At 47.2% G+C, this 23,601-nt stretch carries 21 protein-coding genes and 1 tRNA gene; 5 read left to right on the top strand and 17 right to left on the bottom strand.

Annotation, left to right across the window (positions count from 1 at the left end):
* Window positions 1–61: 61 nt before the first annotated feature.
* A complete protein-coding gene (gene pyk, locus F6Q11_RS01230) occupies window positions 62–1,711 on the top strand; it encodes a pyruvate kinase (protein WP_297025905.1) in 1,650 nt (549 codons plus the stop codon).
* Window positions 1,712–1,727: 16 nt separating this feature from the next.
* Here the strand turns inward: pyk and F6Q11_RS01225 are convergent, their stop codons facing one another.
* From F6Q11_RS01225 to F6Q11_RS01195, 7 genes are all read right to left on the bottom strand, one after another.
* A complete protein-coding gene (locus tag F6Q11_RS01225; protein WP_297025904.1) occupies window positions 1,728–2,000 on the bottom strand; it encodes a ubiquitin-like small modifier protein 1 in 273 nt (90 codons plus the stop codon).
* Between the two features lie 82 nt (window positions 2,001–2,082).
* Window positions 2,083–2,730: an adenosylcobinamide amidohydrolase gene (locus tag F6Q11_RS01220; protein ID WP_297025903.1), complete on the bottom strand. Its 648-nt coding sequence runs from the start codon at window positions 2,728–2,730 to the stop codon at window positions 2,083–2,085.
* Window positions 2,731–3,220: 490 nt separating this feature from the next.
* The gene (locus F6Q11_RS01215) at window positions 3,221–4,333 is read right to left on the bottom strand and encodes a mevalonate 3,5-bisphosphate decarboxylase (protein ID WP_297025902.1); all 1,113 of its coding nucleotides are present in this window, start codon (window positions 4,331–4,333) and stop codon (window positions 3,221–3,223) included.
* 63 nt (window positions 4,334–4,396) lie between these two features.
* A tRNA-Thr gene (locus F6Q11_RS01210) sits at window positions 4,397–4,469 on the bottom strand.
* A 188-nt stretch (window positions 4,470–4,657) separates the two neighbouring features.
* A complete protein-coding gene (locus F6Q11_RS01205) occupies window positions 4,658–5,815 on the bottom strand; it encodes a DUF1015 family protein (protein ID WP_297025901.1) in 1,158 nt (385 codons plus the stop codon).
* A complete protein-coding gene (locus tag F6Q11_RS01200; RefSeq protein ID WP_297025900.1) occupies window positions 5,816–6,661 on the bottom strand; it encodes a deoxyribonuclease IV in 846 nt (281 codons plus the stop codon).
* A gap of 2 nt (window positions 6,662–6,663) precedes the next feature.
* Entirely contained in the window at window positions 6,664–7,380 is a 717-nt protein-coding gene (locus F6Q11_RS01195; RefSeq protein ID WP_297025899.1) for a TrmB family transcriptional regulator, read from the bottom strand.
* Between the two features lie 195 nt (window positions 7,381–7,575).
* Here F6Q11_RS01195 and coaBC point away from each other — a divergent pair, with 195 nt between their 5' ends.
* A complete protein-coding gene (coaBC, locus tag F6Q11_RS01190) occupies window positions 7,576–8,760 on the top strand; it encodes a bifunctional phosphopantothenoylcysteine decarboxylase/phosphopantothenate--cysteine ligase CoaBC (protein WP_297025898.1) in 1,185 nt (394 codons plus the stop codon).
* Between the two features lie 9 nt (window positions 8,761–8,769).
* Window positions 8,770–9,528, top strand: coding sequence for a carbon-nitrogen hydrolase family protein (locus tag F6Q11_RS01185; RefSeq protein WP_297025897.1), 759 nt, complete (start codon window positions 8,770–8,772; stop codon window positions 9,526–9,528).
* On the opposite strand, the gene F6Q11_RS01180 is transcribed toward F6Q11_RS01185, so the two are convergent.
* On the bottom strand, window positions 9,518–10,225 hold the full coding sequence (locus tag F6Q11_RS01180; RefSeq protein ID WP_297025896.1) for an alpha/beta fold hydrolase: 708 nt from the start codon (window positions 10,223–10,225) through the stop codon (window positions 9,518–9,520). The genes F6Q11_RS01185 and F6Q11_RS01180 overlap by 11 nt on opposite strands.
* 141 nt (window positions 10,226–10,366) lie before the next feature.
* Here F6Q11_RS01180 and ppdK point away from each other — a divergent pair, with 141 nt between their 5' ends.
* Window positions 10,367–13,027, top strand: a complete 2,661-nt coding sequence (gene ppdK, locus F6Q11_RS01175; RefSeq protein WP_297025895.1) for a pyruvate, phosphate dikinase — start codon at window positions 10,367–10,369, stop codon at window positions 13,025–13,027.
* Window positions 13,028–13,046: 19 nt separating this feature from the next.
* On the opposite strand, the gene F6Q11_RS01170 is transcribed toward ppdK, so the two are convergent.
* The 6 genes from F6Q11_RS01170 to F6Q11_RS01145 form a co-directional block, all read right to left on the bottom strand.
* On the bottom strand, window positions 13,047–13,463 hold the full coding sequence (locus F6Q11_RS01170) for a PPC domain-containing DNA-binding protein (protein WP_297025894.1): 417 nt from the start codon (window positions 13,461–13,463) through the stop codon (window positions 13,047–13,049).
* Window positions 13,464–13,520: 57 nt separating this feature from the next.
* Window positions 13,521–13,865 (bottom strand): Rieske (2Fe-2S) protein, encoded by a 345-nt coding sequence (locus F6Q11_RS01165; protein ID WP_297025893.1) that lies wholly within the window; start codon window positions 13,863–13,865, stop codon window positions 13,521–13,523.
* Between the two features lie 67 nt (window positions 13,866–13,932).
* Entirely contained in the window at window positions 13,933–14,691 is a 759-nt protein-coding gene (dph5, locus tag F6Q11_RS01160; protein WP_297025892.1) for a diphthine synthase, read from the bottom strand.
* Window positions 14,676–15,881, bottom strand: a complete 1,206-nt coding sequence (locus F6Q11_RS01155) for a phosphopyruvate hydratase (RefSeq protein ID WP_297025891.1) — start codon at window positions 15,879–15,881, stop codon at window positions 14,676–14,678. Before F6Q11_RS01155 ends, dph5 begins: the two co-directional genes overlap by 16 nt.
* Before the next feature lie 45 nt (window positions 15,882–15,926).
* Window positions 15,927–16,451 (bottom strand): gamma carbonic anhydrase family protein, encoded by a 525-nt coding sequence (locus tag F6Q11_RS01150; protein WP_297025890.1) that lies wholly within the window; start codon window positions 16,449–16,451, stop codon window positions 15,927–15,929.
* A 71-nt stretch (window positions 16,452–16,522) separates the two neighbouring features.
* Window positions 16,523–17,386: a carbohydrate kinase family protein gene (locus tag F6Q11_RS01145; protein ID WP_297025889.1), complete on the bottom strand. Its 864-nt coding sequence runs from the start codon at window positions 17,384–17,386 to the stop codon at window positions 16,523–16,525.
* Window positions 17,387–17,561: 175 nt separating this feature from the next.
* On the opposite strand from F6Q11_RS01145, the gene ileS reads away from it, so the two are divergent.
* Complete coding sequence (ileS, locus tag F6Q11_RS01140; protein ID WP_297025888.1) at window positions 17,562–20,642, top strand: isoleucine--tRNA ligase; 3,081 nt, start codon at window positions 17,562–17,564, stop codon at window positions 20,640–20,642.
* Between the two features lie 7 nt (window positions 20,643–20,649).
* On the opposite strand, the gene rpiA is transcribed toward ileS, so the two are convergent.
* The 3 genes from rpiA to F6Q11_RS01125 all read right to left on the bottom strand — a co-directional run bounded on the left by rpiA (window position 20,650) and on the right by F6Q11_RS01125 (window position 23,479).
* Complete coding sequence (gene rpiA, locus F6Q11_RS01135; RefSeq protein ID WP_297025887.1) at window positions 20,650–21,375, bottom strand: ribose 5-phosphate isomerase A; 726 nt, start codon at window positions 21,373–21,375, stop codon at window positions 20,650–20,652.
* A 35-nt stretch (window positions 21,376–21,410) separates the two neighbouring features.
* A complete protein-coding gene (locus F6Q11_RS01130; protein WP_297025886.1) occupies window positions 21,411–22,844 on the bottom strand; it encodes an APC family permease in 1,434 nt (477 codons plus the stop codon).
* Between the two features lie 206 nt (window positions 22,845–23,050).
* The gene (locus tag F6Q11_RS01125) at window positions 23,051–23,479 is read right to left on the bottom strand and encodes a universal stress protein (RefSeq protein WP_297025885.1); all 429 of its coding nucleotides are present in this window, start codon (window positions 23,477–23,479) and stop codon (window positions 23,051–23,053) included.
* Window positions 23,480–23,601 lie beyond the last annotated feature (122 nt).

Genomic DNA, 23,601 nt, shown 5'->3' with positions numbered 1-23,601 from the left:
TGAACCAATCAGCTGTAGTGCTTCATGCAAATAATATCTGTTCTGATGGAGGTGTATCAGAATGAAGACGAAGATAGTTGCAACCATCGGGCCAGCCAGCAGTTCCCAAGATGTGATGAAGGGCATGATAGAGAATGGCCTTTCGCTAGTGAGGATAAATTCCGCTCATGCGGATATAAGGGATGTGAGCAGCATAACGAAGATGGTCAGATCACTGAATAAGGATGTTGGAATAATGATAGACCTTAAAGGCCCGGAACTCAGAACCGGGGAGTTTCCCGGGGGATCTCTGAAGATAGCTTCCGGGAAGGAATATATCATGGGCAGGGACATCGTACTGAACAACATGAATGCACTATCCACGGTACAGGTGGGCGACAGGATACTGATGAGCGATGGCGAGGTGACCTTTGAGGTTGAATCCACGGATCCGTTCACAATAAAAGCGCTTAACGATGGCGTGCTCAGGGACAGGAGCAGGGTCAACATACCGGGGCGCTTCATAGAACTTGGAACCATAACGGACAGAGATCGGACCTTCATAAAGGAGGGCATCGCAGACGGCGTGGATTTCTTTGCACTTTCATTTGTCCAGAGGGCCGACAACGTCGACAGCCTTCGGGACTTTGTGATGGACAGCGGTGGCGATCAATATATAATATCAAAGATAGAGACAAAGAGCGGTCTCGATAACATAGTGGATATTGTGAAGTCATCTGACGGTATAATGGTAGCCCGTGGCGATCTCGGTGTTGAGCTGCCACTGAAGGAGGTGGTGCTGGCGCAGAAACACATAATTAAAACAGCCCATGAGGATGGAGATTTCACCATAGTGGCCACGCAGGTGCTGGAGTCCATGGTTAATAACAGCTCACCGACGAGGGCTGAGATCTCTGACATAACCAACGCGATAATAGACAATGCCGACGCACTAATGCTATCTGAGGAAAGTGCAATAGGAAAATATCCGGTTCAGGCAGTTCGGACGCTCAAGGAGGTCTCAGATTATGTTGAGGAAAGAGTCTCATTCGATTCCTCATATTACTTCAAGGGAAATACGATAGCCTATTCTGTGGCCAGGGCGGCAAAGATACTCTCCGATGATATAAAAAGCGACGGCATCGTTGCATTGACGCATACGGGATCCACGGTAAGAATGATCTCTTCACTGAGGCCCAAAGCGATGGTTTATGCCGCCACGGTAAGCGACAGCCTGGCAAGAAAACTCAATATTTACTTTGGGGTATCACCGCTTCATATGGAAGGTAACGCTGAGAATCTCAGCTTCTCAGAGATCATGGATTATATAGTAGGCTCAGGCCGATTCTCAGACGGAAGCAAACTCGTCATGACCAGCGGCGACCCATACTTCACATTCGGAGGGACAAACGACGTTAAGGTGGCCGTTGTCGGTAAATTCATTGGTCGCGGCTATTCCTTTGGAGAAAGCCTGTCTGGAACGGCAACTTATACGGGTAATGGCGATATACTGGTTGCAGACGATGGAAAAACTCCAAACGGAGATTTCAAGGGATACATATTTACATCCGACATAAGGCCGTCATTGATGTCATCGATAAAGGGGAAAACGGTGGTTACAAAGGCCAGGCTGGTCCGCAGGATACAGGAGGGTGAGCGGATCTACATAGACGGAAATACAGGCATAATACTCACGGCATCGATAAATGCAAAGAAAAATAGTTCACGTTGATCAGCAGGATCTTTTATCAACCACCGGCAACCGGTGGAAACAGATCGATCTTGTCTTCGTCCTTTAATTCGGTCTCCAGTCCGTTCAGAGATGTTATATTATTGCCGTTGATGAGTATGATCACGTTCTTGAACAGGTTATCACCATCATACATCTGCTTGACGAATTCATTACCATACTCTGCCTTGAGCTTCTCAAGAAGATCTGATACCTTTTTGATTCCGTTGAAGGTCTCTTCTTTTTTCTTTGTAATTGGCCTCAACGTGGCATAATAGCGAACGATGACCATAATTTAACGATGAATGCATGCTATTTAAAGATTGATTACGGGATCATCGCGATGGACAAAATTCAATTGCCTCATGTCTATATTAAGACCGATCCCTATTGCTTTTGTGGGATAAGGCCAGGGCGTTGTAGACCATCATAGAAGTATAGTATCCTGCATCGGTGAGTCTGCCAGCATACTCCAGTTTTTCCTCAGCTGTGGTGACGAAGATCGAAACTGTGTCTGTTGAGGTGCCAGGTGCTCTCCTATCTGTCCTGATGTCACGGACATCATGGTCATTCATGAATTGCGCCTTGGACTCAACTATTGACTGTATAAGATTTACCATTGCAGACTGGTTCAACGGCATATCCGTGATCACAGCTATGTTTATTGTACCTGGCTTTCCATACCTGTTCCCGATTGAGAGCGCATTGTCCAGCCCTGCAGTAAGGAAAAGATCAATATACCAATCCCCAACTCTTTTCGACATTCGAACGTACTTTGATATGTCTGCAGCCGTGAGCGTTACTACAGTACCAGAATCCGGGATACCTTTCAACATCAGGAATTCTTCAACTTCGACTTTAACGTCTGATGCATAGTTATTATTCACATGCCTGTTGATGTAGCGTCTTCTTAGACCGCAACCACCGTTGTACGGAGCTGAGCTAATGGAGCGGACATCGCATTCGAATTGCACGAGATAATGATCCGCTGCTTCAGTCAGTTTATAGGTTCTGTGAGACAATTCTGGTTCACCACATATTCCGCTATATCAGAATGTTTACTTTCTTCTTCGAATGTGATGCGTGATATTGCAAGGGTATTACAGGCTAAAGATGACATGGTGGATAATAGTGCTTCTTCATAAAATGTAATCGCTTCACTGATCGCGGGTGAATGACAGGTGTAGACATCAGCTTAAATGACATGCGAAGGAATACGTGCAAATTTATAGAAAAGTTAGGGGTTGGGGGGAGCAGTAAGACTCTCCTTCGGACTTGAGATACATGGGTTTCCCACTATGGAAAAGATAATGAAGAAGTCCGGTATAAGTTTATATATTGTAATAACCAAACAGTATAAACGAAACAGCTGAGTAGGGTCGGTGCGTTCCGAATTCTGGCCTGTGGAGATCGTATCTGCGGTGTATTACATATGCCAATACAAGCGGAGGTCTCTTCGCTGAAAGGAAAAAGTTCCAAAGCTTAGCTGAGGAGTAGATCACTGCGGAAATTCTACCTAGTGGATATGTGCATGAAATAATCCTGTACTTCTCTGCTGAATTCGCTCATTTTTGATTTATATTCATCAAAATTGTAAGTTCCATCTAGGTATTCATCCTCCACATTCTCCCTGAATTCATCTATTATAGATCTATCGGAAGAGAAGATTGCTATTGAGGGGCCTGTATCAGCGGTGAAATACAGACCATCATTCTTAGATTTGAATTTGAGGATCTCATGAATGATTCTTATACTCTCTGCGGTCTGGATTACTAACCCTTCTGACATCAGGACAGAATTCAGCCTCAGCATATCGCTTTCTCCTATTTTGAGGAGATCGTCTATGTCGAACCTTTCGGGGATAAGTCTCAGTACATTATTGAATTTCTCCTCAACCCATCTATCGTAGAATATCGAATTCATGGCCACTCTGTGTGCGCTGTCAGTCGGTATATCGCTGTATTTCGGAAAGACACCATAATGAATTCTTTTTTGGTTTTCTCCGACCTTGAATGCGGCGCAGTCTTTGATATCCATGCCAGGATACGAGAGCCACATGGATATCCCATCATGAGCTGCCCTTGTACCAGATCCAGAAACCAGCCTTGCATATCTCGAAACGAAAACATCATCCGCTGCCGCATCATCACCGAAAACGGTAGAGACCAGTGCCCTCGAAACTGCTGCTGCTACAGCCGAGGATTCGCTCAGACCCTTGGCTCTCTGATATCTTCGGTATCTCCTGATGTAGAAATCGAAGGAACCCTTGATGGAGTACTCATGGCGGAATTTATCGAGGGCAAATTTCGCCTTCCTATAGTATTTTTCGTCTGACTCTCCGTCAAGCACAATGGTATCCTTGTCTTCGTCCTTCCTGTATCTGCAGGCGGCCAGGCAAAAGGAGAAGTCAGTGCGCATGGAGATTGAGGGGTTGAAGGCTACTCTGTTTTCGCTGTCGTAGTAGCCAAGAAATTTCTCGAAAGCCTTTATTGGATATGCATAAGAAAATGATATCTTTCCATCAGACAGATCTGGTTGGTAAGTATTTGGTTCGCTGTAATAACCAGTCTTTTTAAGCATTTCCTTGATTTTTTCACCCGCTTCGTGAAGTCTAGTGATATCCATACAGTCAGATATCAGCCATCGTAATATAACTTCATCTCATCTTCACCATCAATTCAAAAGATAAGCCACTGGAGGGCATCGATCCCCCGACCTGCTGATTACGAATCAGCTGCTCTACCAACTGAGCTACAGTGGCGTACATAAAACGGCCAGCACAACATCATTTTCGGGTGAGCCGGCAACATCACCATACGTCGCAGTTGAATAGTTCAGATACACAAAAAGATTTCTATTCCTGAGTCTGCACCGATACCTGCCATTTTAATCGGACAGATCTGATACCGCTTCAGGTGAAGGTTTGTTAACTCCAATATTGGCAAAAATTCAGCTCAGCGAAAATTCTGATATGCTGTCTATGGAGATGCCAGAAGGGATCTTGGGATAGAAGTATGTGGATTTCTGCGGAAGGATCTTTCTGGATAGAAGTAATTTTATCAGATGATCCTTGTCCCAATCTGGCATTATAACGCCGAATGAGAAACTTCCTGAGTTCACCAGATTCACGACCTCTGAATAGTCATGCGTGTATATCACATCCCTCTCCAGATCCAGTATTGACATACCGGTAGTCTTGGAAAACAGGAAATCATTGATGGCATCGATCGGGTTGTCGTATATGTTTTCACGCGGTCTTATGCAGTAGAAGTGCCCATCGTAAACCACAGGATCGCTACCGGCTATCCTATCGCACTGGTCTATGTGAAAGTACTTCGATGCGGCATCCACATCAAATTTGAACCTATTGGATACAACCCTGTGTACCCCACCTATCATAATACCCTCGTCATGTATCGAAGTCACATAGGACATGGCGTAGCTCCAGAATTCCTTTGCTGTTCCTGACTGCCTGGCCGCTATATTCTTTGTAGCTTGAAGCCTGTGATGTCCATCGGCAACCATGGCCACATCGTTTCTGAGCATATTGGTTATCTTCTGTATCTCTTTGTGATCGTAGATATAGTAGACGTGATTCTCCACGTTCTCCGGCCCGTAATACCTGTTATCCTCCCTGAGGCCGTCGGTTATGGTCTTCAGATACTGCGGGAGTTCGTTCCTGATTGTGACGAGGAATATTGGTTCTAGCTGGCTGCCTATGCCCTCCATCAGCAACTCTCTGTCCCTCACGAACTCCTCGAAGGTCATCTCGTGTGGTATCACATCGCCGTTTTCTGGAAATACGCGGACCTTGGCGATTATTCCGTATCTGTTTATCTGCCTCTTATCCGCGCAGAAGGTCTGCCTGAGCACGATTATACACTCTCTCTCCGCCCTGATCAGAACTCCGTTTTCTATCCAGTTCTCCATTATCACCTTCGCATGGGAGACACCGTCCTTACCCTTTGGCAGAGTCAGGTACGTTATATTGTATGGGTTTCTCTTTAATTCTATCTCCTGCTTTGGTGTGATGGCATCGAATGGTGGAGAGATCATGCCGTCTATTTCCTTCCTGTATATGAGTGGTCTGAAAGGTCTGACTTCCACTTATTCACCGATCTTGGATTGAATATACCTTAGATTTTCCTCGAATCTGGCTTCGCCAAATGGCGTTTCCATGATCTTTGGTTTTTCCCTTAGGCGTTCATCTCTTATGAGATTTATCAGCCCGCCGTCGATCGTTCCCTTTCCTATCAGTTCGTGACGGTCGATCCTGCTCCCCCTCTCACGTTTTGCATCGTTCAGGTGAAACGCAAATACTCTGTCAAGGCCTATGGTGCTATCGAGCGATATGATGAACTCCTCATAGGAATCCTTGAGATCATAACTGGAAGCCCACGCGTGGCAGGTGTCAATGCACACACCAATCCGCTTATCCGATACATCTATGATCCTCGAAACCTCTTCAAGTCCCGTCCCAATAACGTTCCCCTGCCCAGCCGTGTTTTCTATTAATATCATAACATCATGATTGCCAACGGAGGAGAGGGCGTTCCTGATTCTATCGATCCCACCCTTCCTGTCAGGGTTAGACCCTGGATGAACAGTGAGGAACGTGGAACCAAGCATATCCGATCTGGATATCTCATCGTAAAATGCATCGCTGGACTTTCTGAAGAGTTCTGGATCAGCAGACGCGAGATTTATAAGGTATGAGGCGTGGACCATCGTACTTTTAATGGCGTATTTATACACTTCGGATTTGAATGCAATGGCTTCCTCCTCCTTCATCGGTGGGGATGACCAGCGCATCTGATTCTTGGAAAAGAACTGGAAGGTCGGAAAGCCAAATTCGCTCGCTCTCGCCGGGCCATTATGAAGCCCACCAGCAACGGATATGTGGCCTCCTATCACGTATTTTTTCGCCAGGGATCTCAGGTCTTCATCTATCAAGGCTATCCCTGGATTTCGGGCTTATTTATGAGTATGTTTATGAACTGATAAACGTGCATGCTGAGCATAGGGTTGTCACTGTACCCGCATGTTTCCAGATCTGGGCCGGCTATCAACGCCCTGTTCTGATCGCTGACTATATCCGTGGCTATGAGGCCATCCCTCCTGTAAACTATAACGTTTGCAGGAACCCTCTTGTTTGGAGGTATAACGAATACAACCCTGGCCCCCCTCTTTATGGCATTTTCAATGGGTTTCTTCATCAGCTTTCTGATCTCTATTATCTTTGGCGTGGATATTATGATCTCATGTTCCGTGAGGTTTATCATCTCCTCTATTTTCTCCATCACCTTCTGTGAACCATTTATAGTGTATATCAGCTGCGGTTCACCTCTCGACGGCGCATTATCCTCAAGTTCCTTGAGATCCCTGAAGAGCTGTTGCAGTTTCTCCTCATAGTAGTCCCTTATCTCTTCCATCTTTGCCGGTTTGAACATCCTCGGTCTGCCCTCTGTGGCCTTTGCCAGCCCCTTTCTTACAAGCGATTCCATCACCTTGTAAGCGGACGTCCTGGGAATGTTGGCCGTGCTGGCTATGGTGTCAGCATTGGCGACACCGTGGTAAACGAGCGCTGCAAAACCCTGAGCCTCATAGGAAGAGAGTCCGAACATGCGGAGCATCTCCTGAATCCTCTCCATCTTTCCGTTATTAGCTTCCACAACTACTAATATTATTATTAATTAAAAACCTTTTCAATTTTCATAACGGAATTTTTACGTATTTGCCAATATTAAATGATTAATGTCTTAATTATAATATTAAAGAAATTAAATAGGTTATACAGAAATTTGAAGAATAATCCCGAAAACTGATGGTATGACAATAGTATTTCTATGATCGAATGATGTACATGCATGCTGCCCTATGATGAGAATTCTTACTCCAGAATGCTGGAGGGTTATACGGTGATAGTCGCCACATCTGGAAGCATATCTATTTACAGGATTCCTGACCTGGTGAGGGATCTGAGGCGTGAGGGCGCCGAGGTCATTGTTGGCATGAGTCAGAGTTCGGCCGTCATGGTCAGTCCCGAGGTGATGAAATGGGCCTCTGAGAAGGACGTGGTAACTGAGATTACAGGCCGCATTGAACACATATCGCTCTTCTCAGAAAATCCGGAAAGGAAGATACTTCTTATAGCACCGGCCTCGTACAACACGCTGGGAAAGATGGCAAATGGCATAACAGACAGCGTTCCATCACTCTTCTTCTCCTTTGCCTTTGGCCATGGCGTTAAGACCGTGGTAGCTCCAGCCATGCATCGCAGCATGATGGAGAACCCCATAAACCAGGAGAATATTGCGAAGCTCAAGTCCCTTGGCGTTACCTTTGTTGATCCCATATACGATGACGAGAAGGCAAAGCTCAGCGGCAACGCGGCAATAATTGACTCCTTGTGCAGGGCTGTTCACAGGGATCTCTATGGAAAGAGGATACTGATAGTATCAGGCCGTGGAGAGGAGCCAATAGACCCTGTACGTTCAATAACAAACGCAGGGAGCGGTTTCACCGGCGTGTGGCTTGCCAGGAATGCCTACAGGCTTGGTGCATCCACCATCACCTATGTGGGAAACACGCAGTTCGATCTTCCGGGTTATGTTGGGTATGTCGAAGCACGCAGTATGGACGAATTCGAAGATAAGACCATGGAGGAGATCAATAAAGGATACGATGCAGTCATAGTTAGCGCAGCGCTTCCAGACTTCAGGGTAGCGGAAAGATCCCAGAGGAAGTACAGCAGCGACGAGACTCTGAAGATAACGCTGGAGCCGAGGGAGAAACTGATATACAGGGTAAGGGAGAAATTCAGGGGAAAGCTTGTTGCATTCCGCCTGACCGACGATCTTAACGAGGATGCCATGGCGCATTTCGACGGAAAGATCGATCTGGCTGTTGTCAACACCTACGATCATGATCCATTCGGGAGGGTCAGGAACAACTATCGTTTTGTCTGGAAGGATGGATCGAGATTCCTGGAAAATGCGCCGAAACCGATGATGACGAGGATGCTTCTTGAGCAGCTCTCCTCCATGATATGAGGTTGAGGCATGGAAACCGGAATGATAAAGATAACGGGCGTCCAGGCAAGGAGAACCGAGAAGATCGAGGCTTTGGACACGATGAGGATGCTGATATCGGACATATCATCAGATGTCCTCCTATTCCCTGAAAAATGGGTGACTGGGGAATACACAGAGGAAGAGGTCCTGTCGCTTCTTGACAGCATCGATATTGATAACATACCCTTCTTCATACCAGGATCCTTCAGCGTCCGTGAGGGATCCTCGCTCTATAACAGATCGTATCTTTTCCACTACGGAAAGATGGTTGGGCATCAGGACAAGATATCGCTCTTCGCGGACGAACCAATAAGATACAAAGCAGGATCTTCGATACGCGTGTTTTCAGGTGACGATCTTAAAATAGGAATTCCAGTGTGCTACGACATAGATTTTCCGTACTATTCAAAGGTTCTAATGAGGGAAGGCTGCAATTTAATCCTGAACCCGTCTCTCATAAGGTCAAACTTTGTGGAGGAGTGGCATCTCTATATATCAGCGAGGTCACTGGAAAACAGAGTGCCAGTCGTGTCTGTGAATTCCAGTTCCGATCCCTTTGAAGGAAATTCGATCGCGGTTGTCCCTTACAGGGATGGAACTGGTTTCAGGATTAGGAAGACCATATCACATGAAACAATTTTCGAAATCACAATAGATCCATCGGAGTATGAGGAGGGGCGTGAGAGGAGGTATGAAGAGGATCCAGGAACCTATTCGTTTCCTGTGGTGGAGAACATCAGATTCTGACGTTCTCATTTATTATCCTGGATACAATTTGTGGATGCGTTATCTGTGGTGTGTGCTTAGCATAGGGTATTTCAAAGAGGAGACTGTTAGGTATGAGATCATGGAACCTTCTCCCGTATTCGATGCTAAGTATGTTGTCTGCAGTACCCCAGATTATTATCGTCTTCGCTCTTATTGATCTCAGATCCTCATCCTTCATCTTCCATTCATCCCTTGAATTGTTGACCGATATGTTCCTTATGACGTATTCGTCGTTTCCGTCCTCAACGGACATAACCTTTTTAACAAATTCGTCCAGATCTTCTTTGCCCCTTTCGGCTATGGTCGGATTGAGTCCTGCACTGTCAACAAGAACTAGGTAATCAGGGAGCTTCTTCTTCAGGGTAATATAAAGCGATATCCATCCTCCATAGGAATTTCCAATAAGCGTGAACCTTTCTATTCCGAGTTTGGTTAACGCATCCATTATCGCCGATGCCTGAACCTCCAAGGTGTATTCGATCCTCGGCTTATCGCTCCTTCCATGGCCCAGCAGATCGAAGCAGATCATTCTGAATTTTCTATCCAGAAACCTATCCAACCTCAGCCAGTTGTTGCCCGAACCACCGAGACCGTGGAGAAATACGAGCGGGTAAGAGCCTGGCCGTTCAAGGTATGACAGGTTTCCAAAACTTGTCGTTATCGAATGTCTATCCATATATAAACTTTATTGCACCTGTTATATAAAGTTTGTACGTCCCTTTCGAATAACGTTCTTTTAATAATGATTTTCGTATAAGAGAAAAATTCAACAAAAAATTTTCCGCAAAAAACTTTTTATATCATTCAATAGGAAGGCGTGGCGCAAAGAGAGAAATTTGTCTATAGATTTGATGAAGGAGGAAAAGAAATGGTTGACCTCCTCGGTGGTAAGGGTGCCGGCCTCGCTGAGATGACAAAGATAGGGCTGAACGTGCCTCCGGGGTTTACAATAACGACGAAGGCATGCATTGCCTTTCTGAAGAACGGTGGCTTCCCTGAGGGTATGATGGATCAGGTCATGCAGGCACTTCACGACCTGGAAAACAGGGTTGGAAGGGTGTTTGGAGACGAGAAGAACCCCCTGCTTGTCTCAGTTCGTTCTGGTGCACCTGTCAGCATGCCGGGTATGATGGATACTGTTCTAAACGTTGGCCTCAACGACAGCACCGTTGAGGGTCTCGCCTTCATGACCGATAACAGGCGTTTCGCAATGGATGCCTACAGAAGGCTCATTCAGATGTTCGGCGAGATCGTCTACGGCCTCCCGCACGAGGAGTTCAGGGAGAAGATAGAGTACGTCAAGAAGACAAGGGGCTACGATGAGGATAGATTCACGGTTCAGGATCTGCAGGGACTAATCGATCAGTACGCCGTCATATACAGGAAGCATGGTAAAGTCTTCCCGCAGGATCCGCAGACGCAGCTGGTTGAATCCATAAAGTCCGTATTCAATTCATGGAACAGCAAGCGGGCAGTGGCCTACAGAAAGATGAATGGAATCCGAGACGATATGGGTACAGCGGTAAGCATAGTGGCTATGGTATTCGGAAATATGGGCGACGATTCCGCCACTGGAGTTGCGTTCACAAGAGATCCCAATACCGGTGAGAAAAAGGTGTTTGCAGAGTACCTCACCAACGCACAGGGCGAGGATGTGGTTGCCGGCATCAGGACGCCAAAGTACATCGACGATATGAAGAACGAGATGCCGCAGGTTTATGCTGATCTTATGAAGACATGCGACATCCTGGAGCACCATTACCGTGATATGCAGGACATAGAATTCACCGTTGAACGTGGAAAGCTCTACCTGCTGCAGACCAGGACCGGAAAGAGGAGTGCAAGGGCGGCCATTAGGATAGCTATCGACATGATCGATGAGGGCATAATATCCGAGGAAGAAGCACTGATGCGGATAACACCATCCACGTTCGACAGGACCATGCATCCACAGGTCAAGACGACCGGGAGGGAAACACCACTAGGAAAGGGCCTCGCAGCCTCTCCCGGTGCTGCATCAGGCATGATCGTATTTTCATCGGAACGTGCGCTTGAGATAGGGAAGACCAAGAAGATGATACTCGTAAGACCTGAGACAACAGCGGATGACGTGCGCGGCATGGCCGTATGCGAAGGCTTCCTTACACAGAAGGGCGGTATGACCTCGCATGCCGCCGTTGTGGCCAGGGCCATGGGGAAGCCGGCTGTCGTTGGCGTTGAGTCCATGTCGGTGAATGCGAACGAAAAGACGCTGACCATCGGCGGGAAGAAGCTGAGGGAGGGAGACGTGGTAACGATCGACGGCACGTCAGGCTACTTCTACGAGGGAGAGCTGCCCGTTGAGAAGCCAACAATCGACGAGTATTCTAAAAGGTTGCTGGAGATCGCGGACAGATACAGGAGACTCGGGATCAGAGCCAATGCAAACACGCCGGAGGAAGCGAAGATTGCAAGAGAGAACGGTGCAGAGGGCATCGGCCTTGCAAGGACAGAGAGGATGTTCCTGGGCAACGACAGGATAGGGATAATGCGATCCATGATAATGAGCGAAACAGCTGAAGAACGAAAGAAATACCTGGATCAGCTTCTACCCATGCAGATACACGACTTTGTTGAGTTCTTCCGCACCATGGAGGGTTATCCGGTGATAATAAGACTGCTTGATCCGCCGCTGCATGAATTTCTTCCAAATAAGGAGGACATAATAAGGCAGATATACGACATTAACAGCGGCAATGGGAACAGGGACGATCTTCCGTACCTGGAACGGCTTCTCAAGACGGTCAGGGATCTGGAGGAATTCAATCCGATGCTTGGCTTCAGGGGATGCCGTGTCGGTCTTGTCTATCCGGAAATATATGACATGCAGGTAAGGGCCATAATCGAAGCAGCCGCAAGGGTCATAGACGAGGGCCGTGTGATCTATCCGGAGATAATGATACCGCTCGTCGGTCACCATAACGAACTGAAGAAGATAAGGGCAAGGCTTGAGGAGACGGCCAGATCGGTAAAGAACCATGAGAAGGTTAAGTACAAGTTCGGGACGATGATAGAGATACCCAGGGCATGCGTCACTGCTGATAAGATTGCGCAGTATGCAGATTTCTTCTCCTTCGGTACGAACGATCTGACTCAGATGACATTCGGGTACAGCAGGGATGATGCCGAGGGCAAGTTCATGTTCTTCTACCTCGAGAATGGAATACTGGAGAGCGATCCGTTCTCATCCGTTGACAGGGATGGCGTTGGCGAGCTAATGAAAATGGCAGTTGAGAGGGGAAAGAAAACGAAGCCGGATCTGGAGGTGGGCATCTGCGGCGAGCAGGGAGGAGATCCGGACACAATAGAGTTCTGTGATGAGATTGGACTAGACTATGTGTCGGCATCGCCTCACAGGATACCTGTTGCCAGGTTGGCGGCTGCAAGATCGAACATCGTGAGGAACAGGCCTGAGATGGATCAGGTTGCAAAATACTGAAAAATATTTTATTATATTTTCATTCAATAGTCAGTTTGTAGAGTTTATCGGATGGATCCTGAACCCTGGTCATCTTCGATCCGGTGACATTCATTATCTGTATCTCTATGAGCGGATCGACGATGGCGGAAAATAGGTGGCCGCCAACGATCATATGGTTCGATCTTGCTCCTGATGCGTGTATGTGATACCTGGGCTCGTTCTCAGCTATCGTACCGTGCAGGGATACCACCTCAAGGCGCTCCCTGAACGTCTCTTTTTCGTAGTCCTGGCCATTCCAGTAGCCAACCTCAAAATTCTTCAGCATTCCTATTGCCCAGACCACGGTGCCTGCCTTCACATTATACTTCCTGCACACCTCCTCCAGATCATCAAAAAATGATGTATTCTTATCGAAGCGGGCAACTATGAAGTTACCCTCCATCTTTGAGTACATGGTACAAAGATCGTTTCATCGATTATTAACTTGTGTGAGGTCATGCATGTGAATGCATCACGGCATGTCAACCTCAAGGAAGCCGTTGTTTTCTCTGACTGGATATGTTCTGAGCGTTTCGCTGGAATTATCATATTCGCATTTGACCTCTGGTCTTATGATCGCATCCGCGGTTTTCTTGCCGCTCGTTATGTCGTATCTCGCCTTGTGCGCCGGGCATACCGCCTCCCTGCCCTCTACTCTGTCAAGTATAGCACAGCCCATGTGCCCACAGACGGCATCCATGGCGTAGTATCTCCCGTCATACTTTGAAAGCAGTACCGGCCTTCCGGACACCCATGCGATTATCGCGTTTGTGCTTTCAAAGACCTTGGTTGATATGCTGACTTTTCGATACACCATGCCACGTTATAACTTTATTAATTAAAATTTTTCCTCTAAACATTTTTCATAGAGATGAAATTCCTCGTTATCCCCTGATAGTGCGTTCTGAAAATGAGGTTATGAACCTTCTCTCGTTGTCATCAAGCTTGGACAGCACGATCAACATATAGGGTGATCTAACGTCTTCCCGGAGCAAATCCGCAATCTTTCCGAAGATTATCCTCTCATCCGGGAAGGATATACGTGAGAGGACACATATCTCATCTATGATCCCATCGTATCCCTTCTTCTTCTCCATCTGCAGGAGGGAATTCAATGCGTCGTGCAAAGGTATGTTTTCCTGATCCTCAAGGTCGATCAGCACAGGCGTATGCAGACCCATGTCCATGTTCCTCTTTATCTTCTCTATTACGCTGACCGGAAAGAATTTATCAGACACCTTTGGAAGCGATACCGGCGGTGCGGTCTTGTAGACCATGATCCCAGCCTTACCTATGGCAGCATTGAGTATGGAAGCGTTCTCGAAGATCCTGACCGGTATGCCCCTACTCATGGCCTCGTACCTGATCTCATTGTGTGTGGTGGCCATCAGGGGATCACCCACCACGATGAGGCTGACAGTCTTAGTTTCAGCCTCCGGCAGGATCGATCCGTTCTCAATCTCCTCCCTTGTGAGCGGTACGATATCCCTGTCTATCATCGCGCTGATCTTTCTCACAAGTCCCGGCTGGCCTATTGACGTGTACTGGTCGATATAGACAAGGTCACTCGTACGCAGTGCGTCGAACTCATCGAAAGTTATGCTTCCTGTTCCTCGAAGGCCAACACCTATGATGTTAAGCATTCTTCGATCCTCGATATCTCGTTGAGTTTGGCGACTCTCTCTCCGCCTATAACTCCGGTCTTCACGAATGTCGAACCGAAGGCGACGGAGAGATGGGCAAGAAAGTCGTCGGTCGTTTCTCCGGATCTGTGGCTGACTATGTTCTTCATCCCTGCGAAAGTAGCCACAGCTACGGCCTCTCTTGCGGCGCTGAGCGTACCGATCTGGTTAACCTTTATCAGAACGGCGTTGGTGGATCTCTTCTCCACGCCCTTTTTTATCCTCTCAGGATTGGTTGTGTATAGATCGTCGCCGACGATCAGGCTCCTGTCTCCAACCTTAGCCGTTATCTCTGCGAAGCCATCGAAGTCCGTATCGTACATTGGGTCTTCTATATAGTAAACGCCAAAATCCTTGGATACCGAGATGGCATAATCAATCTGTTCATCCCTGCTCCTCGTCGTGTGCTTGTAAACGTATTTTCCATTTTCATACAGAGAATCTGCCGCAAAATCCACGCCAGTGTATATCTTAACCTTCTTCTCCGATGATATATCCTTGACCGCTTCGTTGAGTATTTCGAATGCCTCCTCATCCGTCAGATTGACACTCCAGGCCCTTTCATCACCCACACCTATGCTTATGTCCTTGAACTTTTCGGACAGCATGTCGCCAATTCTCCTGTGCACAAGGACGTTTATGTAAGCTGAGTCCAGAAAATTATCAGCATGGGCCGATACAAGGAACTCCTGTATCGACGTTCCATTTCTGGCATGCTTCCCACCGCCTATAACGTTTCCCATGGGCCTCGGTATCGTACTCCTGATACCGCCAACGTACCTGTAGAGAGGTATTCCAAGGCTCTGTGCAACGGCCTTTGCCACGGACATGGAGAGCGCTGTAGCCAAGTTGCCTCCAAGGTTTGAAAAATTGCCGGATCCATCTATGTCCGTCAGCAGTTTATCAAAACCAGCCTGATCCAGAGCATTGAATCCTATGATCGATCTCTTGACCTTTGATTCAAAGAACTGTATAGATGCATCAATTCCGGATTTTGAAAATGCTATTACCTCCGTTTCACCAGTGCTTGCACCTGCCGGAGCAGACGTTCTTCCAAAGCCGTCAGGCACAATCACGTCAGCCTCAACGGTGAAATTTCCCCTTGAATCGAGAACCTTTCTTACCCTTACATCTTCTATTGGTAACTCCATGCTTACCTATCAAATATTTATAATAAAACTTGTCGATGGTTCTGGTTAACTCTTAATGGGTTTCAGATTGGTCTTGTATCTTGAACTGAACGTGTTATAGTTGTGCTTGTAGTCCGTCCAGAGTTTCTTATAATCCTCATCGATCTTTCCTATGACCTTCGCTGGGATGCCTACTGCAACGGCCTCATCCGGTATCTCCTGCCTGTTCTTGACAACGGCCCCTTCACCTATGGCTGCCCAGACACCAACGACGGCGAAGTCGGATACGGTGGAACCCATGCCAATGACTGCCCAGTCTCTTATCCTGCCTGTGTGTATGACCGATAGATGCCCAATCGTGACGTGCTGTCCTATTATCGTCTTCTCACCGGGCCTGGCATGTATGACGCAGTTATCCTCAATCGCAGAATAATCGCCAACCTCTATCTCTCCGTAGTCTCCACGCAGAACTGCACCCGGTCCAATCCAGACCTCCTTGCCGATCTTCACCTTGCCTATTACGGTTGCGCTATCGCTGACGTATGCACTCGGATCTATCTCAGGTATCCTGCCCTCAAATTCGTATATCATCTTTGGTAAAACGCTAATCCTGATAAAATTGTTTTCTCTGCGAAACCTATGATCGCGCTTATGTGTAGAATTCAGGACCGTTTCATGAACATTCTCCTGTAGTTCTCGGCTTCCTTCTCCAGTTCGTCTGAATCCATGGTGAAACCCTCGATGCCATCGTCTATTACGTGATGAGCTATCACCGTGCCATATATCATGCCCTTTTCAAGGCTCCTGTGGCTGAACAGCGCAAGGTATATTCCCGCCCTGAAGGAATCTCCAGCACCTACTGTATCGCCGCTCGATGGTATTGCTGGAAAATCCTGCTTCCTGCCGTCCATGAATAACGTCGAACCCTTTTCACCGCTGGTTACTATTGTTATGTTCTTTGCCGTAGCTATACCGGTCTTCTCCCTGAATAACCTGTATTCATGGTCGTTGAATATGGAGATGTACGAAAGATCGTAGAATTCCCTCAGTTCCTCGCTGGAATACTTACCGATCTCCTGCGATGGGTCGAACACGATTTTGGCATGTGTGTTTCTCGCTAGATCCAGATAATTCGGACCAGTGCTGAAATGCACGTACTCATAATCCTCAGCCAGATTAGGCCTCCACTTCTCCATGGGTCCCTGATGCATGAAGGCGACCTGCCTCTTACCATCCGTGGCTATGTAGCATATTGGGCCGTTCTCATCATCAAATCTCTCTATATGTTCCGTGGCTATACCCATGCCTTCGATCATGGCATAGTAGTCCCTGTGAGTCCTCATGCCAATGACGGAATACACATCGAATGGTACACCGATCCTGCGTGCTATCATCGCAAAGTTGCCAGCCGTGCCTCCGAAGCGCTGCTTCAGATCCCTTACGTTTACCGATCCCTCCCGCGGAATCGTATCCACGGACATAAGAACGTCTATATTCAGATGTCCAAAGTAGGCGAGGAATTTCATCCATGAATGATTGATAGAAGCTTTACAAATTTTTTCCTGATGAGGCACCTTCGCCTATACCGATATGCGGCGGAGGTATCCATGGGGAACATCGCTCCTTCAGTACCATGATACCTCTGGAATAATGAGGACAAATCGGTAAAAGCATATATAAGGTTGTTTATTAAGGTAAAGAATGCAGTCCTTAAGATTTAGGCAGATTGATCCTGGAATGACGCTGAAGGAGATCGATTCTGAGATACTGAAGTACTGGAAGGATAAGGATATCCTTGGCAAGATCCTAACGAAGGGGGGAAGCAAGAAGTTTGTTTTTCTGGAAGGCCCGCCGACTGCCAATGGGAGGCCGCACATAGGTCATGCCATGACAAGAACGATAAAGGACATAGTGCTGCGGTTCAACACGATGACAGACCACAGAATATACCGGAGGGTTGGAGGATGGGACTGCCACGGATTGCCTGTGGAGCTTGAGGCCGAAAAGCATTTTGGTTTTCACACAAAGTCTGAGATAATAAATTTCGGAGTGGAGAAGTTCAATCAATACTGCAGGGAGAGTATATTCAGATATATAGATGAATGGAAGCAGGTTGACGATCTGATAGGTTTCTCGATAGACCATAGTGGCGACTACATCACGCTCAGAAACGATTACATGGAGAGCGAGTGGTTCGCGCTTAAGACCATGTACGAGAACGGGCTTCTCTACAAGGACTATACCGTGGTTCCATACTGCCCAAGGTGCGAGACAAGTCTGAGTTCCCACGAGGTGGCCCAGGGATACAAGGACGTTAAGGATCCATCTGTATACGTTCGCTTCAGATCCGCGGATGAGGATAATACGTACTTTGTCGCATGGACTACAACCCCATGGACGCTCCCTTCAAATGAATTCCTTGTGGTCAACCCGGAGATGGAATACTCGCTCATCGAGGTGCAGGGATCAAGGTATTATGTTGCAAGCTCAAGGGCAGGATACATATTCAAGGATTACAGGGAGATACGCAGAGTTAAGGGCCAGGATCTTCTGGGAAAGAGGTATGTTCAGCTTATGCCGTTCTTAGATGCCCCAGCAGGAACGCTGAGGGTCGTGGCTGGATCCTTCGTTACATCAGAGGATGGATCCGGTATAGTTCATGCGGCACCTGCATTCGGTGCAGACGATTATCAGATAGGCAAGGCGGAGGGTGTCGATATACTCAATCCGGTTGATAAGAACGGCAGATTTGCTGATCCGGGGATACCATGGAATGGCAGGTTCGTCCGCGACGCAAATGACGATATAATAGCTTATCTCAAGAAAAATCAGTTGCTGATAAAGAGCGAGAAGTATGAGCATAGTTATCCATTCTGCTACAGGTGCGATACGCCTCTCCTGTATTACCCGCTGGATGCATGGTTCATAGCCGTATCGAGGATAAGGGATAAGCTCGTTGAATACAATGAGAGGATAAACTGGAAGCCCGATTACCTCAAACATGGAAGGTTCGGCAACTTCCTGGGCGAGGCCAAGGACTGGAACCTGAGCAGGGATAGGTTCTGGGGCACCCCGTTACCAGCCTGGAGATGCAGGAATGGGCACACGGTATTTGTGGGAAGCAGGAAAGAGATCGAGGATCTTGGAGGAAAGGTTCCAGATGATCTACACAGGCCTTACATAGACGAGGTTAAATTCAAATGCCCGACCTGCGGCGAGGAGATGGTGAGGGAGCCGTATGTTATCGATACATGGTTCGATTCCGGGAGCGCCACTTATGCGGCCTCGCATTACCCGTTCGAGAGGAACTTCGATCCGGCGACTGATGTTCCGGTCTCATTCATAACGGAGGCCATAGACCAGACCAGGGGCTGGTTCTATGTTCTGCATGTCATAGCTGCAATAATGTTCAATAAGAACGCCTATGAGAGCGCACTATCCATAAACTTCATACTGGATGAGCAGGGCAGAAAGATGAGCAAGAGCAAGGGAAATTCAGTTTATGCCCTTGATTTTCTCAACCAGGTCCCGCCAGACTCTCTCCGCCTTTTCTTCCTGTATGGTGCGCCATGGAAATCGAAGAACCTTGACAAGAAGGTCATAGACGAGGTCTCGAGGAAAACTCTGATGACGGTCCTCAATGTGTATTCCTTCTTCGCATACAACGCGAACATAGACAACTTCCAGTACAACGGCCTTCACCTTTCCGGAAACCCACTCGATCGATACATGGTTTCAAAGACAAACAGCTTCGTGAAGGCTTCCAGAGAAGCCTACGAATCGCTTGATTTCCACGAGGTGGTGCGGGCATCCATGGAGTTCGTGGACGATCTATCCAACTTCTATCTCCGTCTGTCAAGAAGGCGGTTCTGGGCTGAGGGTTTCGACGAGGATAAGCAGAGCGCGTATTCAACGCTTTATTACGCCCTGAAGACCTTCGCCGGCGTAATGGCTCCGATCACCCCGTTCTTCTCGGATTTCCTGTATCTTAACCTAGGCGGTGGAAGAGAGAGCGTGCATTTGGATTCGTTCCCAGAATTCGAAGGAAGTCTGCTTGATGAGAAGCTTGAGAACGATATGGATCGAGCCTATTCGGTGATAGAGACGGTGCGCAGGCTCAGGCAGGAGAATTCAATAAAGGGAAGACAGCCTCTCAGGGAGATACTCATAGCCGGCGATATAGATAACGCGGTTCTCGGTGTGGTTAAGTCGGAGCTAAACGCCAAGGAAATACGCATCATAGACAAGGAACATGAACCAATAAGGCTCTCAGCGGATCTTAGGATGGAAAAGGCTGCACCTGTGCTCAGATCCAAGGTTAACGCTGTACGGGAGAAGATAAGATCCATGGACGGGCGTGATTTGCAGAGTCAGCTTTCCGAAAATGGGTCTGTTGAGATAGAAGGATTTAAGCTTGATCCGGAGATGGTCGAGATAAGCAGGGTCCCGGATCCTGATTACGCATTTTCACAGACCGAAAAATACGGGATAGATGTTTTCATAAACAGGAACATAGACCGTGAAGATTATCTTGAAGGACTGGCCAGGGAACTGGTCAGGAGGATACAGGTGATGAGAAAGGAGATGAACCTCAACTACACGGACAGGATAATAACATACCTTGATCTGTCAGACGATTTTCTTGAAGCGCTGAACAGGCATTCCGAATACATAAAGAATGAGACGCAGAGCGACAGCATAATCACGGACAAGGTCGACGGTATGAAGCTATGGGAGATAAACGGCGAGCCAGTCAGAATAAAGATAGATCTGGCAAAGTGAACGGGGGTCAGTGGTCGAAATAGACCTCTTCCCTCTCGATTCCGTGATCAGTGATCCTGTAGATGTTGCAGCCGTCATCGGTGCCTTCAAATATTCTCTTCGCTATGCCATTGAAGAGGCCAACCTCTACCACACCGGGTATGTTTTTCAATGATTCCTCAAGATCCAGTGGATCATTGATCTTTCCCATCCGCATATCTGCAATGTAGTTTCCGTTGTCTGTTACGAATATCTCACCATTCTCCGTACGCCTTATATCTGTCTGTTCGCATATCTTCCTCAGGTTCTGGACGGTTCGGAGATGCATGAATGGCACGATCTCAACAGGCAGCGGGAAGCTTCCAAAGTGCGTCGATTCTATCTTTCTGCTATCGACTATGACGTACATCTCTTTGCTGTTGTACGCAACGATCTTTTCACGCAGAAGGGCACCTCCACCACCCTTTATCAGTGTGCCGTACATTCCCACCTGATCTGCCCCGTCGATGGTAAGATCTATCTGATCATCCGTATTCTGCAGTATCTCAATGCCGTTCTCCCTGGCGAGATCCTCTGTTTTTCTGGAGGTGCACACAGCCCTTATCTTTAAGCCCTCTTCCCTGACGCGTCTTCCAATCTCTTTAATGAGATAATATGATGTGCTGCCCGTACCAAGGCCAACTAACATGCCGCTGCGCACATATTCAGCAGCCTTCACTGCGGCATTCATCTTCTGTTTCTCGAAATCAGCCATAAAAAGGAATGTGTAATCTATAAAAAAATTGTTGTCTAATCCGTTGAGGCCGATCCGTCCAAGCGCACATTGGTCGTTATGCCTCTCCTCTTGAGATACACGTTCAGTGCTATGGTCACGGCTATCATGAACACCACGGCGGATATTATCGCTATGTTTGTCGGATATGACGGTGGGAAGAAGCTGTAGTATATGCCGATAAGGAGGAGTACTATCGATATGGCCGGAAGTATGGCGTGCTTTGCAATGCTGAATTCCCTGTACTTCTTGAACGCTATGGGCAGGGATACGTCTGTCATTATGTGGCCTATGAAAAGTGCAACAGCTGATGCTGTTACCAGATAAAGGAAACCGAAGAATGGCGTCATGATTATACCAGCTAGTAGGGACACAACTATACCGGAAACAGCTATAAAAACAAGGGCCACATGGGGTGTTTTCCTCTTCCCGTGAACCCTGCTGAATACCTTTGGAGCTATGCCGTCCCTGGCCATCGCATAGAGCATCCTTCCAGCGCTGTTCAGAGGCGCAAGTGATCCGGTGTAAAGGCTGTTCACGGCGAATATCATCATGGCTATTGCCATCGGCATGCCCAGGTACTTCAGTGCAACGATTATTCCCGGTATGCCGTTACCATAAGCGAGTCCAGGACCGCTGGCAGCGAAACTGGACATGTTGTTTATGCCCCAGCCTATGGTGAGCGCGTAGGATGTGAGAACGAACACTGCTCCGGTTATCAGGAAGCTTATCAGCAGGGCATTCCTTATGTTCTTCTTTGGTTGCTTTGCTTCCTCGCCCAGCGCAACAACGGCTGATGATCCGGACATCGAGAATATCGCAAGTATCATACCCACGAAGACAGGTCCGAACCCACCCGCTGGCTTCGGTGTGAACGGTTCCAGAGTGTTTGCTGGACCCTTGATTACGATGATCGCTATGGAGAGTATGATGAGCAGGGCTATCTGTATTATGGAGGACGCGAAGCTGTACTTCGTTGACCCCTCTACCCCCAAGTATGCTGGCAGCAGGATTATGAGGCCGAAAACGATGAGCAGGGGTATCCATATGTAAGGACTCAGCGTTATGCCGAAGAATATACTGAAGAGGCCAGGAATGAATACGCCAGTTATGAACAGTATGGCATTCGTATAGGTCATGTAATAGGAGAAGAACAGTATATATCCTGAAACTGAACCATAATATGTTCCTGCACCTTCAGTATTGTATGTGTAGAAGCCTCCTGCAGACGCGATCTTCTTGGAATACTGGTAAGGTGTATTTATCCAGAAAAGAACTGCAAATATGGCTATGAGATATGCGAGTGGTAGAGAACCGAGTGCAATAGATGCGGATCCGGTCATAGTTGCTGCAACAGCGCCCAGCGGCGATATCATGGCTATTGACTGGCCCAGAAGTGGCATGAAACCAACAGAATTGGCCTTCAGCTTACTATCAGAATTGCTTGACATCGCCCTAATATCAATCTACCCAATATAAAGATTTCATGCAGAAGCTGATTTATATGGGTTCTGCTTGCAATTAATTATGAGGATGCTGGAAAATATTTGGTCTGCTTTATAGGTTAGTTTTAAAATGATAATTGAAATTAAGAGAATACCATTCCATTTAAGATGCCCTTACGGTTTGATAGAAAAATGCTGATGAATCCTATGGTTCAGGGTGGAACCACGATCACCGGAACATGAGATATGGCGATTATTCCTGAACTCACGGAACCAAGAAGGTACTTTGAGAGTCCCCTCAGCTTCCTTGTACCTGTGACTATAATATCGCATTCCATCTCTTTTGCCGTATCAACTATCACCTTGGAAACATCAACACCATCAGAGTTCTTCTTGACAACCTTAAATTCGATGTTTGAAGATACCAGGATACTTCTGGCCCTTGCAAGAATGGATTCGTCTTCTGTATCCCTGCGCTCCAGAATTGAATCCGGAATGTAGGTCAGTCTGCCGCTCTCGGAAATTATGTCCCTCGATACATATAGAGCTATTATCTTCTGGCAATCTCCTCTGAAATTGATAGAGAAACTCAGAGCTTTCTGTGCACCATCAGATCCATCATAGGCCACAAGTATCTTCATAGTATAATATGCCCATCGAGGATTTAAATTTGAGTTCATGCGCTCCATGATTTTTTATACCTTATAGATCATAAGATGCATTTGAAAGTCCAGTCATTGATTGAGATCCTTATCGTCCGAAT

The sequence above is a fragment of the Thermoplasma sp. genome, assembly GCF_008709555.1.
In the GTDB taxonomy this organism is placed as follows: domain Archaea; phylum Thermoplasmatota; class Thermoplasmata; order Thermoplasmatales; family Thermoplasmataceae; genus Thermoplasma.
This window is presented reverse-complemented; position numbering and strand designations above follow the sequence as displayed.

Excerpts from the sequence above, each read along its gene's own strand:
- pyk (WP_297025905.1), top strand. The coding sequence starts at position 62 with ATGAAGACGAAGATAGTTGCAACCATCGGGCCAGCCAGCAGTTCCCAA.
- F6Q11_RS01150 (WP_297025890.1), bottom strand. The coding sequence starts at position 16,451 with ATGATATACGAATTTGAGGGCAGGATACCTGAGATAGATCCGAGTGCA.
- dph5 (WP_297025892.1), bottom strand. The coding sequence starts at position 14,691 with ATGCTTAACATCATAGGTGTTGGCCTTCGAGGAACAGGAAGCATAACT.
- F6Q11_RS01185 (WP_297025897.1), top strand. The coding sequence starts at position 8,770 with ATGGAAACCGGAATGATAAAGATAACGGGCGTCCAGGCAAGGAGAACC.
- F6Q11_RS01155 (WP_297025891.1), bottom strand. The coding sequence starts at position 15,881 with ATGGAGTTACCAATAGAAGATGTAAGGGTAAGAAAGGTTCTCGATTCA.
- F6Q11_RS01170 (WP_297025894.1), bottom strand. The coding sequence starts at position 13,463 with ATGTACTCAAAGATGGAGGGTAACTTCATAGTTGCCCGCTTCGATAAG.
- F6Q11_RS01130 (WP_297025886.1), bottom strand. The coding sequence starts at position 22,844 with ATGTCAAGCAATTCTGATAGTAAGCTGAAGGCCAATTCTGTTGGTTTC.
- F6Q11_RS01180 (WP_297025896.1), bottom strand. The coding sequence starts at position 10,225 with ATGGATAGACATTCGATAACGACAAGTTTTGGAAACCTGTCATACCTT.
- F6Q11_RS01215 (WP_297025902.1), bottom strand. The coding sequence starts at position 4,333 with ATGGATATCACTAGACTTCACGAAGCGGGTGAAAAAATCAAGGAAATG.
- F6Q11_RS01125 (WP_297025885.1), bottom strand. The coding sequence starts at position 23,479 with ATGAAGATACTTGTGGCCTATGATGGATCTGATGGTGCACAGAAAGCT.
- F6Q11_RS01165 (WP_297025893.1), bottom strand. The coding sequence starts at position 13,865 with ATGGTGTATCGAAAAGTCAGCATATCAACCAAGGTCTTTGAAAGCACA.
- F6Q11_RS01145 (WP_297025889.1), bottom strand. The coding sequence starts at position 17,386 with ATGAAATTCCTCGCCTACTTTGGACATCTGAATATAGACGTTCTTATG.
- ileS (WP_297025888.1), top strand. The coding sequence starts at position 17,562 with ATGCAGTCCTTAAGATTTAGGCAGATTGATCCTGGAATGACGCTGAAG.
- coaBC (WP_297025898.1), top strand. The coding sequence starts at position 7,576 with ATGCTGCCCTATGATGAGAATTCTTACTCCAGAATGCTGGAGGGTTAT.
- rpiA (WP_297025887.1), bottom strand. The coding sequence starts at position 21,375 with ATGGCTGATTTCGAGAAACAGAAGATGAATGCCGCAGTGAAGGCTGCT.
- F6Q11_RS01225 (WP_297025904.1), bottom strand. The coding sequence starts at position 2,000 with ATGGTCATCGTTCGCTATTATGCCACGTTGAGGCCAATTACAAAGAAA.